This window comes from Mesorhizobium sp. WSM4809 (assembly GCF_055811655.1).
Window position 1 is genome coordinate 91,138 of sequence record NZ_JBVVQW010000017.1, and the last position, 14,962, is coordinate 106,099.

Annotated in this window: 19 protein-coding genes; 14 read left to right on the top strand and 5 right to left on the bottom strand. The window is 57.4% G+C overall.

The genetic code is table 11. The features are described 5' to 3' along the window. Nucleotides 1–83: 83 nt before the first annotated feature. Both AC0L24_RS28350 and AC0L24_RS28355 read left to right on the top strand, forming a co-directional pair. Complete coding sequence (locus AC0L24_RS28350) at nucleotides 84–392, top strand: hypothetical protein (RefSeq protein WP_127266462.1); 309 nt, start codon at nucleotides 84–86, stop codon at nucleotides 390–392. 41 nt (nucleotides 393–433) lie between these two features. Next, on the top strand, nucleotides 434–1,279 hold the full coding sequence (locus tag AC0L24_RS28355) for an SIR2 family NAD-dependent protein deacylase (protein WP_127266463.1): 846 nt from the start codon (nucleotides 434–436) through the stop codon (nucleotides 1,277–1,279). A gap of 245 nt (nucleotides 1,280–1,524) precedes the next feature. Here AC0L24_RS28355 and AC0L24_RS28360 read toward each other — a convergent pair whose 3' ends face one another. After that, entirely contained in the window at nucleotides 1,525–2,034 is a 510-nt protein-coding gene (locus AC0L24_RS28360; protein ID WP_127395633.1) for a ferritin-like domain-containing protein, read from the bottom strand. Nucleotides 2,035–2,757: 723 nt separating this feature from the next. Between AC0L24_RS28360 and AC0L24_RS28365 the strand changes: the two genes are divergently transcribed. The 7 genes from AC0L24_RS28365 (at nucleotide 2,758) to AC0L24_RS28395 (ending at nucleotide 7,651) form a co-directional block, all read left to right on the top strand. Next, complete coding sequence (locus AC0L24_RS28365) at nucleotides 2,758–3,003, top strand: hypothetical protein (RefSeq protein ID WP_127331622.1); 246 nt, start codon at nucleotides 2,758–2,760, stop codon at nucleotides 3,001–3,003. 84 nt (nucleotides 3,004–3,087) lie between these two features. Next, nucleotides 3,088–3,579, top strand: coding sequence for a hypothetical protein (locus AC0L24_RS28370; protein WP_245463550.1), 492 nt, complete (start codon nucleotides 3,088–3,090; stop codon nucleotides 3,577–3,579). A gap of 724 nt (nucleotides 3,580–4,303) precedes the next feature. Next, nucleotides 4,304–4,504: a hypothetical protein gene (locus tag AC0L24_RS28375; protein WP_127395631.1), complete on the top strand. Its 201-nt coding sequence runs from the start codon at nucleotides 4,304–4,306 to the stop codon at nucleotides 4,502–4,504. Between the two features lie 485 nt (nucleotides 4,505–4,989). Next, nucleotides 4,990–5,223 (top strand): hypothetical protein, encoded by a 234-nt coding sequence (locus tag AC0L24_RS28380; protein ID WP_127395630.1) that lies wholly within the window; start codon nucleotides 4,990–4,992, stop codon nucleotides 5,221–5,223. 298 nt (nucleotides 5,224–5,521) lie between these two features. Beyond that, nucleotides 5,522–5,806: a DUF6894 family protein gene (locus AC0L24_RS28385; protein WP_127395629.1), complete on the top strand. Its 285-nt coding sequence runs from the start codon at nucleotides 5,522–5,524 to the stop codon at nucleotides 5,804–5,806. A 97-nt stretch (nucleotides 5,807–5,903) separates the two neighbouring features. Further along, nucleotides 5,904–6,860: an NAD(P)/FAD-dependent oxidoreductase gene (locus tag AC0L24_RS28390; RefSeq protein ID WP_245486676.1), complete on the top strand. Its 957-nt coding sequence runs from the start codon at nucleotides 5,904–5,906 to the stop codon at nucleotides 6,858–6,860. Nucleotides 6,861–7,462: 602 nt separating this feature from the next. After that, nucleotides 7,463–7,651 carry a hypothetical protein gene (locus tag AC0L24_RS28395; RefSeq protein WP_128289055.1) on the top strand — a complete coding sequence of 63 codons (189 nt, stop codon included), beginning with the start codon at nucleotides 7,463–7,465 and terminating at the stop codon, nucleotides 7,649–7,651. Between the two features lie 3 nt (nucleotides 7,652–7,654). Here AC0L24_RS28395 and AC0L24_RS28400 read toward each other — a convergent pair whose 3' ends face one another. The 3 genes from AC0L24_RS28400 to AC0L24_RS28410 all read right to left on the bottom strand — a co-directional run bounded on the left by AC0L24_RS28400 (nucleotide 7,655) and on the right by AC0L24_RS28410 (nucleotide 9,119). Continuing rightward, nucleotides 7,655–7,897 carry a hypothetical protein gene (locus AC0L24_RS28400; protein WP_164895691.1) on the bottom strand — a complete coding sequence of 81 codons (243 nt, stop codon included), beginning with the start codon at nucleotides 7,895–7,897 and terminating at the stop codon, nucleotides 7,655–7,657. A 231-nt stretch (nucleotides 7,898–8,128) separates the two neighbouring features. Continuing rightward, a complete protein-coding gene (locus AC0L24_RS28405; RefSeq protein ID WP_127395628.1) occupies nucleotides 8,129–8,365 on the bottom strand; it encodes a DUF6894 family protein in 237 nt (78 codons plus the stop codon). A gap of 19 nt (nucleotides 8,366–8,384) precedes the next feature. After that, nucleotides 8,385–9,119: a Crp/Fnr family transcriptional regulator gene (locus AC0L24_RS28410; protein ID WP_127807734.1), complete on the bottom strand. Its 735-nt coding sequence runs from the start codon at nucleotides 9,117–9,119 to the stop codon at nucleotides 8,385–8,387. 1,108 nt (nucleotides 9,120–10,227) lie between these two features. Between AC0L24_RS28410 and AC0L24_RS28415 the strand changes: the two genes are divergently transcribed. From AC0L24_RS28415 to ku, 4 genes are all read left to right on the top strand, one after another. Beyond that, nucleotides 10,228–10,533, top strand: coding sequence for a hypothetical protein (locus AC0L24_RS28415; RefSeq protein WP_128289054.1), 306 nt, complete (start codon nucleotides 10,228–10,230; stop codon nucleotides 10,531–10,533). Nucleotides 10,534–10,873: 340 nt separating this feature from the next. Further along, nucleotides 10,874–11,047, top strand: coding sequence for a hypothetical protein (locus tag AC0L24_RS28420; protein ID WP_127266475.1), 174 nt, complete (start codon nucleotides 10,874–10,876; stop codon nucleotides 11,045–11,047). A gap of 139 nt (nucleotides 11,048–11,186) precedes the next feature. Then, a complete protein-coding gene (locus AC0L24_RS28425; RefSeq protein ID WP_127266476.1) occupies nucleotides 11,187–11,396 on the top strand; it encodes a hypothetical protein in 210 nt (69 codons plus the stop codon). 569 nt (nucleotides 11,397–11,965) lie between these two features. Further along, nucleotides 11,966–12,799, top strand: a complete 834-nt coding sequence (ku, locus tag AC0L24_RS28430; protein WP_127807731.1) for a non-homologous end joining protein Ku — start codon at nucleotides 11,966–11,968, stop codon at nucleotides 12,797–12,799. A gap of 141 nt (nucleotides 12,800–12,940) precedes the next feature. Here the strand turns inward: ku and AC0L24_RS28435 are convergent, their stop codons facing one another. Further along, a complete protein-coding gene (locus AC0L24_RS28435; protein WP_164873693.1) occupies nucleotides 12,941–13,321 on the bottom strand; it encodes a hypothetical protein in 381 nt (126 codons plus the stop codon). A gap of 466 nt (nucleotides 13,322–13,787) precedes the next feature. Between AC0L24_RS28435 and AC0L24_RS28440 the strand changes: the two genes are divergently transcribed. Beyond that, entirely contained in the window at nucleotides 13,788–14,954 is a 1,167-nt protein-coding gene (locus tag AC0L24_RS28440; protein ID WP_127807730.1) for a glycoside hydrolase family protein, read from the top strand. The last annotated feature ends 8 nt before the right edge of the window (nucleotides 14,955–14,962 follow it).

The window sequence follows — 14,962 nt, forward strand, 5'->3', positions numbered from 1 at the left end:
AACTCCATCACCGGCACGGCACAAGGCCTCCGGAGCAGGATTATCTATCGACGGGCTCCCAATGGTATGAAGGACAATGGCCCATGAACGTCGCCAACCTGCAATTGGAAGGTTTGCTTATGGCGGTCGCGGCCGTCAATAACGCCTTGGTCCGCAGAGGCCTTCTCTCGGTCGATGATATCGACACGGCGTTGAAAAACGCGGAAGCCTCCTTCACGGTTGATGAGCGCCTCTTCGAGGATATGTCGCCGGCTAACCGCGACGCAGTGTGTTTCCCTTTGCGGCTTTTGCGGCTGGCTAACACCGAGCAGTTCGAAGCGAGTGTGCCACCGTTTTCCGAGCTGGCCAGGCAGGTGGGGATCACCAAGGAGCCTAATAACGACCAGATGTGAGGGAGGAAGGTCGACCTGCGCGGGTGGCCTCGAAAGACGTGATGAACGATGACCCTGTAGATTCGCTCGCCAACGCAATTCGGCATCGCAGCGCAATTCTGTTTGTTGGGGCAGGGGTTTCGATCAGCGTTGGATTACCCTCCTGGGAGAAGCTGATAGAGCGAATGGCAAAGGAGCTCGGCGTCGACGACGAATTTTCCACGAGACGCGATCGTTTTCAAACCCTGGCCGAGTACTATCGCATCAAGCATGGCAGCATCGGGCCACTTCGCAGTTGGATGGACAGAAACTGGTCCGTCCCCAAGGACCGGATCGAGAAATCCGAGTTGCATCGTCTCATCGTGAGGCTCGACTTCCCTGTCATCTACACAACTAACTATGATCGGAATCTGGAACTGGCTTATGAGATATACGGTCGGGACTACGTGAAAGTGGCCAATGCACGCGATGTGGCGCAGGCCCGCCAAGGCATTACCCACATCGTCAAGTTCCATGGTGATTTCGACGAGGATTCGTCCCTCGTCCTCACCGAAACGGACTACCTCGATCGTCTCTCCTTCAATTCTCCGCTGGACGTGCGTTTTCGCTCGGATGCGCTCGGCAGCACGATCCTCTTCATTGGCTATAGCCTTTCCGACCCAAACATTCGGTTGTTGCTGCACCGTCTCTGGCAGACGTGGCATCGGTCCGGCTATGAGAAAGATCGCCCGCCCTCGTTCATCTTCATGACCAGCCGAAACCCTGTGGAGGAGGCCGTGCTTGGACGTTGGGGCATTTCGGTCGTGGTCGGCGAAATCGACGAGCCGCAAGCTGCTTTGGTGGACTTCCTCAGCCGGCTGGCGGAGATGGTTGGGGATGGGGAACTGTCGCCAAAAAGTGGGCGATAGCAACATCCGTATGATGGGCAGTTCGGCGGGCTCTCAAGGAGCGGCACATGGCAGAGAATTCCGTCCGGAATTTCAAGTTCAATTGGCGTCAAGGATACTATCGCGGCACGGAGAGCTAATCGGAAACTTACTCACGCACTGCCTACTTTGAAGTGCCTTTCAGCGGTAACGGCTCAACCTCGATGCGCCTTGCGCCGAGCTTCGGCGCAAGGGGCGAGCTTGTTTAGCGATACGCTACCGGCTGATCAACGCTTGGCGTTTTCACTCTCCGAGTCGGCCCGCGCCAGGAACTGCTCGGTTGTCGTTGGAATATGGCTTTTCAACCAGTCCGCCATTGCGACTTCCTCACGCAGGTTCTCTTCGCAGACCTGGGCGACCTCTGCTTCACCCAGCGATTTGGCAGCGGCGATAAGGATTGTGTAGGAGGCGATTTCCATGTGCTCGAACGTGTAGCTTGCAAGCGATCCTTTCATCACTTCGTCACCGGCGAAGACACCGCTGAGCGACTGCGCCATTGCCGTCAGCTTGCCGCCGGCATCCTTCAGTGTGGAAGATCCTTGTCCGATGCGGTCGAGACAGGTTTTCAGCCGAGCAGCCTGCTGCCTGGTCTCCTGGACGTGCTGGCGAATCCGTTCGCTGAGCTCAGGATAGTTCTCAATTCGGTTCAACTGCCCATTCAACATGGTCTCGGCCTGCTCTTCCATGGCGTGAGCATCCCTGAGCCATTGGACAAGCCATTCGCGCGATTCTGACATTTCATATCTCCTTCATGGGTCGGCCAGAACTTTCAAAGGGAGATATTGTTCCTCATAGTTTGACCTGCGGAGTCAGCCTGTGTCGCAGGCTTTTCCCAGTCGGCGCTGCAATCAGGCTCTCGGCACCAGGAGAGAATAGCGCGGTACGGGCACTGCCGCTGTGTCCAAGCTGGCAAACGCATTTCTGCAGAAATGACCGAACCTGCTGCCTGTCGCGGGTTCGGCGACGGATGGACCTCTGTTTCGCCTCGGCTCGTATTCCGATGCCCGCGCTGCCATGTAGGGCTAAGCTGTATCTCGCCGGAGCGGCTTCGCATTTTACCGTTCGCTTGCGAAATCAACCCCTACCTGATGCGCGTCCAGGGACGAGGCATGTTCACCTGCGGAGATCTTATCTCACGAAGGGATCGCAATGGAACGTCAGGGCATTTCGGAGGTTGGTAAGGAAGTTTCGCAGCTAAGGAAACGAGCCATGACTTCTTCAGACAATTCTTCAACTGACATATCACCACGCCCCGAAAAATCGGGCGGCAGGACCTCGTCTAAGCCGGCGACACCGTCACCGGCCGCAGAGAAAGTCTCCGGAGCAGGCCCTGCGATGGCCGAGCATTCGAAAGACGCCAAGGCGCCCAGAGGCGGTCGTCAGCCTGGGGCTTATGTCAAGGATTAGACGGCCGAGCTGGGTTGAGTTTCGGCTGCCCGCTGCAGTCGAAGGAGGTTCTTATGCAGATGATGGGAATTGTCGTCAGCCGAGACCAGGCTCCGATCGTGGAATTCCGCGGAGAGGGAGGCGAGTGTATTACAGTCACCCTGCAGGCCGGGCATACTCTTCCCGACGACCAACTCATTGCAAAGGCCAAGGCTATGATGATTCAGGTCGCTCAGTTCGGGATGGACCAGACCAACAGTGCAGCGATGTCCGACCGGTTGTCAGCCGATGAGGTGATTCAATCCGGAATGTCGGGATAGAATAGCGGGAAGGCGAACAACCACCGCCGGGGCAGCCTTGCGCAACCGAGCGGGCAATAGTTCCATGCAGACCGATCGAAGAGCATGCGGATCGACGAGCGCTCGGTGGGCGTGAACTCATCCGGCGGCCTTGCTCCCGGTACGGAGCCAGCACCGCGCAGACGAATTTTCGGGATTATCAGCCAAGCCCACCATGAGCATATCCCCTTGCTGATTGGGAAAGTGACGGCATTGCGGAACTTCGGATCGCCGCCGCGCTTAATCCGGCGAAGGAGTGATCCGATGAACGCGACCAAAGAGTTTTTTGAAACCTGGCTGCAGGAGAATGTCGGCACTCTTGCTGGCAAAGAGGAAGTGAGCTTCGCCGTGCTGGTCCAGCAATTCGAGCAGGATGCCGAAGCGGCCGGTTATGGTCGCGAGGTGCGTGAGGACGAGCTCGGAAACATTGAAGATGCGATCGAGCAAGCGCTAAAGAACGCCCGGACTGGCGTGCATGGTGACGCCGATGGCGAACCCACCGACGTGGCAGCCCTCATGGATGCGCTGGAGGTCGAAGATGCCAAAAGCGGGCCGTAGGCCTTACCAGATTAGCTCTATTCGTTTGTCGAAGTTGCCGGGGTAGCCCTATGGAGCAGTTTCGCAAGGACATGGCCGCCTTGGCAGAGCCAGCTTTCTGGGTGACGATAGGTTTGCTTCTGGTCCCGTATGCGCTTGGAACGGTGCTGCTCGTTTGGACCTGCGGCTGTCTGTAAGTTTGCTACTGACACACCCGTAGCGGTTCAACGGCCCTAACGCCCGAATTCCCTACAATACCGAGCTGATGCGCTTGCGGGGGCCCTGTGCTGCAGCAAAGTCTGAACGATCTCGTCGCGAGAAAAGTTCTCGTCGACACCAGGCTCCTTTGCTCCTGGTAACAATATCGCGCTGACAGCTTTTTGCGAGAGGGGGGGAAGGCCGCCGTTCATGTTCAGGCGACCACGCTATCTGCGCTCTCATAGTTCCAGCTACGGCCCTCCAACACAATGCTCCGATCACGCGCCTGAGCATCCGCGCGTGCCCCTACATCGAAAATAGCCCTGCAGCTTGCGAGTTGCCTTGGAACACTTGTGTCATATCGAAGTTCGGCCTCGTAGGAGAACAAAGATGGCCATCACACAAGCTGCCAACGACAACCACCAGCCGGGCGAGAAACCGGAACATGCAACCGAATTCTCACTCAAAGCGGCAATAGACCAGTTCAGGGCGGGACGCAGGTGCAAAATGGCACTATGGGCGACAAGAATCGGGGCGAGGCACTGAGATGCCGCGGATCAATGATGACGGTCGCAACGAGAATACCACATCAGCTGCAGCAATCATTATCGACAAGGAACGTGCTGAGCGCGCCGCCAAGACGGCGCGGTTGAAGGAGGCTCGCCTCGCACAAGCCATCACGCCCGGTCCCAGCCAACGCAAGCCGCGTGTCACCAAAAAGGTTCGCAGGATTTTTGTTGCTGGCTAGGAGGTGTCCGTGACTCGCAATCACGACTAGGAAAGATACGACCGCGCCAAACGTATCAGCCAAGAGATGCTGGACGCTGAACGAGCCGAACGCGCTGAGAAGACGGCGCGGCTGAGACAAGCAAGGCTTGCACAGCATCCGGTGAAGTCACCGCCGGCGCAGCCGCAAATGCATCGCGAACCCATCCCGGCTCTCAAAAAGAGAAGCCGTAAGGTGAGTGAATTCTTTTAGGCTCTCTCGCTCGCCTACAGCACCATGCAGGAACACCGTCGGGACTTAACAGGCCTGGCGGCAGGGGCTTTCACGACTTGCCCAGCTCGATCCGTGCACATGCTCCCTTTGTTGTACATCCCCCTGCAGTTGGTGAATCCGGCGCCCTGTTCGAACTTGCATAGGTTAATGACCTCTTCCCTGAAACGAGTCATGCATGGGCTTGCCGCCCAGCATCTGCGGCCTTGAATTAAGTCCTAGTCAAAGGGGCGTACATGACCTACGACACCGCCGGTGATCAACCTATCTATCCTGAAGGGTTGAGATTGCTGGAATCGGTCCTCAAGAAGCTTTGCAAGGAAGCGGAGATTCAACTGATCTCTTACAACGCCGAGCAGATTGCGGCCGAGCTTATAAAATTATTCCAGAGTGGCATGAAAGACGAAACGGTTCTGCTTGTCATCATGCGGGCGCGGCTGCGAAAGAGGCCGGTCTTGGCGGTCGGCTAGTCCTTCTTACCGTCAGTCCACGATCCACGGCGCGGCGTTCAACGGCGACTTGCGAGCGTCTTCAGCGTACGATGCCGCACGATCTCGCGGAGACTTCTGCATCTCCGCCACCTCGCCATCGTCAGAGCTGCGAGCGTAGCGTGCTGGCAAAGTAGCACGAGTGGGAGATGGGAGGCAGCAACGCTGCCTGAGGTTTGATGGTCACGCGCACACCCGCTGCATCCTTTTCGACACCGCCGCGTTGAGGTCAAACCTGCCAGAAATGTTTGATCCGCTGGCACAATGACTGGAGCGGCTAATGCCGAAATTTCGCTTCGAGTTTATCGAGGGCATGTCGCAGCCTGCAATCTTTGCCGATATGGCTGATCGAGATGAGGCTGTCAGAGAGGCGAAGCGCACCGCCAAGGAGGCCATGCTCGACGGAATTGTCGAGGGCGTGGACCCGACCAGTTGGGTGACGAAGGTTTATGATGAGGCAGGCTATCTCGTCGCTACTCTCGGATTCCAGGATCTGGTCTCCGCGCCCAAGGATACGGAAGAGCTCAAGGAAACAGAGGAGCCTGGCGTCCTGCGATCGGGTTGAAGCCTGGTTTCTACGCTGTTGCCATCGAGCAGATGTCCCGAAGACCGCCCTTTGAACATTGCACGAACCAAATCGTTCGCCGGTGATGCGTCGCACCATGCACGACAGCCACGTCAGCCGACCGACCGCCGAGACCGAAGATGTCCTGATCGTCGGAGGCGGGCCGGCGGGATTGACCGCCGCTCAATATCTCGCCCGTTTTCGCCATCGCGTGCTGGTGATCGATGCCGGCGATCCTCGTGCCGCCTTGATCCCAACGAGCCATAACTGTCCTGGCTTTCCCGAAGGGATAAGTGGAGCCGATATTCTGGATCGCCTTCGACGTCACGCCACCTTGTATGGAGCCACTCTGGTTGGAGGGCAGGTCCATTCCCTCGCCGCTGCCTATCGGGGGTTCGTCGCTGAGACCTCGATCGGCGCAATCCGGACACGCAAGGTGTTTTTGGCGACAGGGATCATCGATACGACACCTGTCATTCCGCGTCTGCGCGAGGCAATTGCCGCAGGTGTCGTTCGACTCTGCCCTGTATGCGACGGGTATGAGGCGATCGACCAGAAGATTGCGGTCGTCGGGCACGACGAGAGAGCCTTTAAAGAGGCCATTTTCCTCAGTCGGTTTACATCGCTCATAACGATGCTTGGGAGCGACGCATCCGACTTTTCGCCCAGCACTCGTCGTGCGGCGAGGGCAAGAGGCATAGTCATCGGTGACGCTCTCGATACGCTCTGCCCGACAGCAGACGGTTGCGAGGCGATTTTGAAAGATGGGACGTCATCCCGCTTCGATGCCATTTATCTGGCACTGGGATGCAAGGTACGTTCTCAACTCGCCGAGGCGGTAGGCGCAAGATGTTGTGAAGAGGGCTATGTCACAGTCGACGAGCATCAGCAGACTTCCATCCAGGGCATGTACGCCATTGGTGACGTTGTCAAAGCGTTGAACCAGATAGCCGTCGCTTTTGGACAGGCTGCCATTGCCGCGTCGCATGCCCATAGAGAGCTTGAGAGCGCCGAGCGGACTGGATTTGCAGATCAGCCTTCTCAACGGACATGAAGATCACGGGGCTGATCGAGCTCTTGGCTGCCTTGATGGCGCCTGTGAACGTCTTACCCGGCCGACAAAGGAATTGCCGCAACTGGCCGAGAATGTCGATCGCGAAAGGTCCTGATACTCCCACCGACAGTTTGCAGCCGCGGAACATTCACTGCGGTACGAGGTTTGGTTGCCGGCCTACAATCCTCCCTCATTGTCTGGGCCTTGAGGCTGCCGAAGCAGCTTCGGCCCGTCTCGGCTTGTCCGGGGCGGGCTTTCGTGGCTGTCGCAACTCGGCTTGCCAAGCCATTGTTTCTGTCCAAGATCATAACTGCCAGCCTCAACTTTAAACGTACAGCAAGCCCAGAAATTCCCGTTAAGGAAGAGGCTTTCCGGATATGGTTGAAGGAGATCACACGTAGACCGGTAAAAGGCCGTTGCTGGCTCGGGCCGGATGGGCCTTTTTGTTCAGTGTCCGAAAAACGCGCGGAACATTCTTTCTGGTCCAGCGTTAGCGCGCGCCGGACGACCCGTTCTGCGATCTCTTGCAGGCCGGCGCTGCAATCAAGCTTCAGCGCGCCTCGGCCCCTCCAGAGACGGTGACGCACGGGAGTTGAGATGCGATGCATAGAGACGCCTTCACCCCATCAGAACTTGCCCTGCTCACCCGCGTCTTCGCACGCAGCAAAATTAAAAACGAAACCGCAACCGAGAGGGAACGGCGCGCATCACGTATTCTGGCTTACTACCAGGCGGGAATCACGGATGAGGATGAGCTGGAACAGCTTTCTCGCCAACCGCTGGGAAGGTGACGACTAGTCTTCCTTCTTCAGAGCTTCAGCCTCGTCTTTGAGCTTCGGCCAATCGGCTCCATGCTTGCGAAGCAGCGTTCGGGCCTGCTCGGGGTCAATTTCCGTGACCTCGACAAGATGTTCGACCTCAAGCTCCTGGCCTTTCGCAACCCGGCTTGCTTTGTTCGCTTTTCTTTGCACGTCGACACCCACTGCTGAGACAACATGAACGAGCGCTGAGAATGCGCGTTCCAGAACTTCATACAAAAATACGCGACACCGATTAAAAATCGGTCGGATGGGACATGTATGAGACTGGCCATGACCTGCTGCTGTGCCTTACCGTTTTTTTTCCATGTGGGGGAACCCGAGCTTGTTCGCCGGTCGAAATGGCGGCGGCATCTTCGGGCGATAGTCCGATCACGCGGCGTTCCTCGCCGCTCATGCCATTCTATGTGCCGGCACTCGGCAGCATTCTGACGCAGCAAGTCAGGCACGTTATCTCATCAACTTGATCTGAAGCGAGATGCTCAGCCTCAGAATCCTGTCGCCGTTTTCGTTCCGCACTTCAACAAATACTTGCTGCCCGTCCACCTCGGTAAGCACATCTCTCGTAAGGTCGATAAGGCCCTCGAAGCCCGCGCGGCGCACCTCCTCCAGATCGGCACATTCGATGCCGATTACGTCCTCGACGACCACGTCGTGATCGCCACTATCAAAGAAAAATCGTGCCATCCGAGAGCTTCCGTCACCACTAAGCTGCGGGGTTCCTTTGGTGCAGGTAGGTCGTGTCGAAATCACCTGCACGAGTGAGGCCGGGCCAATCAAGAACATGCACTCTTGACCCCGTCGTGGCGATGAGGCCCCTGCGTCGAAGTTCCTGAAGCATTCGGTTGACGTGGACTGTAGACAAGCCCAATGCATCGCCAAGTGCTGCCTGGGTAATCGGAAGATCCGCGACGTGATCCTGGATGCGTCCAACCGAGCGCAAGCGAAAGATCAGTTCGCACAAGATGTGAGCCATGCGCGTGTATGCCTCGCGTCTTCCCACATTCGTTACCCATTCTCTGTAAATCGCTGCATCGATCAGCGTCGACCGCCAAAAAGCCGTCGCGATTCGAGGATGCTGTTCGCAAATGGTGCGAAGAGCGTCATGTCGCATGAAGCCCAGTCTGGCTGCTGTCAGGGTCGTAAAATTGCAATCCATGACCGACAGATGCAGTCCGTGCAGATCGGGAATATCCCCAGCCACAAAGAAGGATGTAATCTGCCGTTTGCCGTCGCCGGTAAGTTTGGTGGAACCGAGCAGGCCATCCAAAACCACGAACGAATTGACAGGGCGGTCACCCTCACGCACCAGGTCGTAGTTGGCCAAAAAATCCTTCTCCTGAATTTGGATGCCTTTCAAAACCTCGACATCGGCCTCTCGGAGATCCGAGATGCTCTGGAGCTTGCGAATAAGGACATCCAAGGATGAGGTGGGTGACAAATTGGCTACCTAGCTGATGTTGATTATCGAACTTGCATTCGCTTCAAAAGTTCCGGGTAGCCGTAAAGAGGCGCCGGACTGATGGGTCGGCAGTTGGGAAAGACGCGAACGCACCCAGGACCCCTGGTTGGGACCTCAGTGCCCAGCGGTAGAAGAGGCCACGTTGGGTTGCTCGCTTGGGGTGCGGCAACGCTCCCGACGTGAATAAGCCGCACCCTTAAGGGAGCCGCCTAGGCCGTGCAGCAACCTATGACATAGGCTGGGTTCGAATTTTGACGTCACATCAGGGGCTCAAGCTCCGTTGAGCCCGCCCGAATTCCGCACAAGCCGCAAGAAAGAAAGCGGCAGGCCAGAAAGGGGTGATAATCCCTTGGCCATCGCGTTTGGCATGCGATTGACGCGCACCCAAGCCGAGGCGACGCGGTATGTGATTATGCGATAGCCGAAGGGAGATATCGAATGAAAGAAGACCTATCAGGAGGCTCATTTTGACAAGCGTGAGCGACTGTCGGCGGCGAGGGCTTCGCCCAGCTCATCGCCCCTCAGCTCGGGGCCGACTGACTAAAGGCCGTACTGATTGGAACTACAAAAGGAAGCTTGTTGGGGCCGGCCCTTCTCCAAGTTGCCTGTCTCTCAAGGCCCCTGGCTCTCGGTAGCGGGCTTTTGCATTGCTGGTTCCCCGGAAGGGCCGGGAAGTCCGCCACATTGCGTGAAACATGCCGTATCGCGGGGAACATTTTAGCAAACTGTAAATTCAACGGTCTTCTGGTAGGAGGCCAATGTGTCCCGGCGAAGCGTCGACAAAGACCGATTGGAGCGCGCAGACCGTGAGGCAAAGATTGCTAACGCGGCCGAGAGAGAGGCGCGAGATACAAAAACTGCGCGACTTCGAGAACAACGCCTTGCTGCCGAAGCCAAGGCTTCGCAATCATTCAAGAAAGGTCGATCCAAGGGCTAGGTCGCTTACCCGCTGACGCTCGCCCCGACGCGCGCAAGTGGTGCGGGCCCCGTCCAAACGTGAGGTGCATGCGATTGCGAATTTTTTCTTGGAACCGTCTTTTCGCAGCGAAGTTCGGTACCGAAGGGACATTCCAATATGGAGTTGATCATGAAACAGGTTCTTTTGGCTTCAGCCATTATGGTACTGTCAACTGGCCTCGCTGTTGCGCAATCGACCACCACGACCACAGGCGGATCGTCGACCTCGACGACCCAGACAACGCCGAGCACTACGACCGATCAGGGAACGGATTCGACCACCACGAGTGGAACGAACTCTAACTCGAACTCCGCCAAGGACTGCGCTCCAGGTCAACAAACTGGCAGCGCCAAGCAGGCCGCGCCAGGTCAACAGGATACCGATGCTAACTCGGCTGCTCCTGGCCAGATGAAAAAGACCACGGAAGGCTGCTGACGTGTCTTGGAACTGTTGCCCTGTTCCAGATTGATGCAAAGGGGTCGACTCTCAGGGTGTAGCCGCTCTCGAACGCCCGTCGTGCTAGGTCGGCACGGCGGGTCGATACCAGACCAAGGTCTTGTCGTTTCGCGGCGAGTCGCACGCGAGGTGTGCCGTGTTGGTTCACCCTAGGTGGCACCTGCTTTGCACCGCCCGCGACAGCAGGGGAAACCAACACCCCAGCGAGTCCCGTTATCCCAGGGACGGCCCGCCGCTGCCGCTAATGGGACGGCGGGCTTTTTTCTTATTCCATGAAACGAAAGGTCATTCCGTAAGTTGGCTTCCCAGGGAGGAACCAATGAAAAAGGATGGCGACGGCCGTGTGAAGAAGGGCAATGAGCAATTGCTTGCCCGACGTTTGTCTGAAGAAGTCGGCATTTCGGAGCCGGATGCGCGCGGTCTGATCAAGCTTATCGGCACGGATTGGAATTCGCTGCTTCGTGAAGCCCGTTTTTTGAAAGAGCGGCATTAGAATGCTCCTGCCTGTCGTGACTAAATTATTATTCAATCGACTCTCGCCAATATGAGCGTAGTCTACTCTCATCGGCGGTATTTTCAGGGCACCGCCGGCTGTGAGCGAAGAACATGCTTCCGCCCCAACGGAGGAAGCCATGACCGCTCCCGCTACCATCGGCGTTGCAAATCCCGAAGAACTCGCCCTCCTACAGCAGGTGTTTCAGCGGGCCTGCAAAGAGCGTGCGCTAGCAGAAGGCAGCGTCGAGGCCGAGGCACTGAGCGCCCGTCTGATGTGGCTGTTCCAGCACTCCGGAGCCTACTTCGATGAAGCTACTTTCGAAGAGATGCTGCGGGGTGAAGGCTGATGAGCCGCGCACCTTATCTGGACCGCCTGGATGATCTTATTCGCCAGCACAAGGAGCTTTCTGCCCAAGGGGAGATCCTGCGGGCGGAATGTCGACTGAGTTGCTATGTCTTGGAGGAATCGGCCGATGGCCTACGGGGAATAGTTGGCAGGGCTTGGGACGCCAGAGTAGCACGGCTTCGCCGTGATACTATTCGGTCCGGAACGTGATTACCGTTGCAACTCGGGTATAGCGCCATGTTCACAACAAGTCCTCCAGTCTTAATTGTAGCATTTCCCTTGTGCCGGTAGCGTATGCGTCAGGTCATTCGGCCCACGCTTGTGTCCAGTTAAGGTCGGCACGGTCACTCAACCCGAGCTTGGTCCGCTTGATCCTGCCGACTCCCTTACGCGAACGCTTTTTGTCGCACTGAGCCAGAGCTCCGATGCATTTGAAGCACCCTTAAGCACCTCGTGTGCTTGCGAAAGCGACGTCTGCTCCTGCGATCGGGTGGAAAGATGCCGGCGCACGTCGCGGAACAGAACCGTGTGCCTGACGTTGTGCCGAGATCGAGGTCTAGGAGAAACGGCATGGTTGCGCCACGCGCGGTGTGGAAGGGCTTTCTGAGGGTCGGTTCCGTGTCATGCGGGGTGAAGATAGTTGGTGCCACAAGTGAGGCATCCAAGATCCACTTCAAGATTTTGAACCGCAAGGACGGTTTACCCGTCAAAAGCGCCTATGTCGATGAAGAGACCGGCGATGTTGTCGAAGCCGAGGATCAGATCAAAGGGTATGAGGCGGACAAGGGTGATTTCATTCACGTCGAGCCGGACGAGATAAAGAAACTGAAACTGACGTCGCAGCATACACTTGACGTCGATTCCTTCGTTCCGGTTGCCGAGATCGACACACGTTTTCTGGAGAAACCATACTATTTGATCCCGGCAGACGGTGCCTCTCTGGAGGCCTTTGCCGTCCTGCGCGATGCGATGGCCAAGAAGCGCGTTGCGGCACGCTCCTGCGTCGTACTCTATCAGCGCGGGCGCGAAGTGTTGATACAGCCCCTTGGAAAAGGGATGTTGCTGACCGAGCTACGGACCCACAATGAGATGACATCGGAAGACACCGTCTTCAATGACGTGAAAAGCCCAAAATTCGATTCGGATTTGCTGGAAATCGCGGAGCTTCTCATCGACAAGAAGGTAACGAAGTTCGATCCTTCGAAATTCGAGGACACCTACGAGGATGCGTTGATTGCCATGATCGACGCCAAGCGCAAGGGCAAAAAACCGCCGAAACCAGCGCCCAAACCCAAGGAGAACGTGGTCGACTTGGCCTCAGTTCTCCGAAAGAGCCTTGCGAAGGAAGGCATCGCCCAGCCCGACCAAAAACCAAGAGCCGCAAATCAGCATAGTCAAAGATAGCGATCACCATCGCTGCGGTGCTCAAAGAACCAGTGCAATTGCAGTGTTAGGTTAGAGGTGACGGAACTGGCTGTGAGCAAAGTCGATGTCGGCGCCGAAGCAATGCGCGATGAAGTGGCGCAGGGCCAACGCCGCTGATCTTCAGGCCGTGAGCCCAGCCTCACGCCTCAAACGTTGAAGCCGTTCGCTCGGCACTCGACGCCGTGCATGCTGCCCGTCGGAGGCGTGAGCCTTGACCGTGCCTTCATCTACAGTGACTGGCAAAGGTACGATCATCACCTCCGGCGCCATATCCCTCCATACAGCTTGCAGCTTGCTCGGGACTGCGACGGATTCATGCCGATCGTCGGTGCGTTGCGATGGCACTTGGTAGGAAGGGTCTGCCCGGATCACCGGCTCCAGATCGTGCGGGAAGTTCGGCGCATGGACGGGCAGTGCTTCGGCCGAATTTTCGCCCTTTTGAGTGATGGCCGGAAGCATTTCAGCGATCTCGATCAGGATATCTTTGACCAGATGTCTCATCTGTGCGCCCGCCCGCTGCGGCCCATTGCTATGGCGATCAAACTTGTTGAGGCAACCAATGTTCCCGCTTGAAGCGAATGGCGGGCTTACCGGGAAAGATCGGCGGAGCGGCTCATGCGTTACTCCAGTCGACATCGCTGCGATCCTCTCGCCTGGCATGATCGATGCCGGAAAGTCGTATTTGAACGTACTGTTCCCTGCCTTCGTTGGAGGGGTGGAAGATCCGATGACGGCTGTGTGCCTCGCCCCCGACTTGCCTTGCGCAGCTTCTTCCCTGGCTGCTGTCTGCCCTCCGGTTGGGTTCGATCGGGAACAAAGGCTCGACCATCCGGTTTGGAACCATCCCGTTAAGCACAGGACCAATGTGCAGCCTGGCGGATGAGAGACGGCTGCCGGATTGCTATGGCTGTTCCCGATCTGCATTCGGCAGCCGAGATTGAGCCCAAATGCCCTAAGGAGACTTCGCATGAGCGAAGCAGGACACAGCGCAGGCAATGAGGTGACTTCGATTGCGGGCACGTCGCCGTTCGCCAGTTTTTTCATGGCTGGCTTCGAGTGCTCGTCGCACCGGCGCAAGGACGGCGTTCGCCTCGATCTTATCCGCGCGACGTCGCATTATTTGCATGCCCTGGGCGACTACCGCGGTTGCGCCGAACTCGGTCTTCGTACCATCCGCGACGGTTTGCGCTGGCACCTCATCGAAACCGCTCCTGGAACCTATGACTGGTCAAGCTGGACGCCGATGGTCGAAGCAGCGCAATCGGCAGGTGTCCGGATCATCTGGGACATCTTCCACTACGGATCTCCAGACCATGTTGATCAGGGATCGATGCATTTCATCGATGCCTATGCCTCGTTCGCCGCGGAAGCTGTGAGGGTTCATCGTTCAATCGCCGGTACAGCGCCTCTGTTGTGCCCGATCAACGAAATTTCGTTTTTCGCCTGGGCTGTTGAGGTCGGCTATTTCCCGCGCGTCGGCCCGAAGAAGCGGGGATGGTTCAAGCGGCACCTCGTGAAAGCAGCAATAGCCGGCGTTCGCGCGATGCGGGAGGTCGATCCCGCTTGCAGATTTGTCTGGGCCGAGCCGCTTATCCACATCGCTCCTCGCGACCGGACCCGCACCGAACGGCGCCGGGCCGAAAATGCCCGTCAGGGACAGTTCGAAGCTTACGACATGCTGCTGGGCCAAGCCGAACCTGAGCTGGGTGGGAGCGAAGATGTCGTCGACGTCGTTGGCTTGAATTTCTATCCACACAATCAGTGGTACCTAAACGGGCCGACGATTCCGATGGGGCATCACGAGTACCGTGCCCTATCGGAGATGCTGATCGAAGTCGCGCATCGATATAGCAAGCCTATGTTCATCGCCGAGACTGGCTCCGAGGGGTCTGGCGGGCCGGCTTGGCTCCATTATGTCTGCGACGAGGTGCGTGCCGCAGAAAGCCTCAAAGCCCCGATCGAAGGTATTTGCCTTTACCCGGTAACCGCCTATCCGGGCTGGGACAATTCGCGGCATGCGGAAGTGGGATTGTTTTCAGTCGTCCAGGCGGACGGCAGCCGACACATCCGCAAGCCCGTCGCGGACGAATTGGCCCGCCAGCAAGCTTTGTTCGCGGCGAACCCGACGCGTTAAACACATGA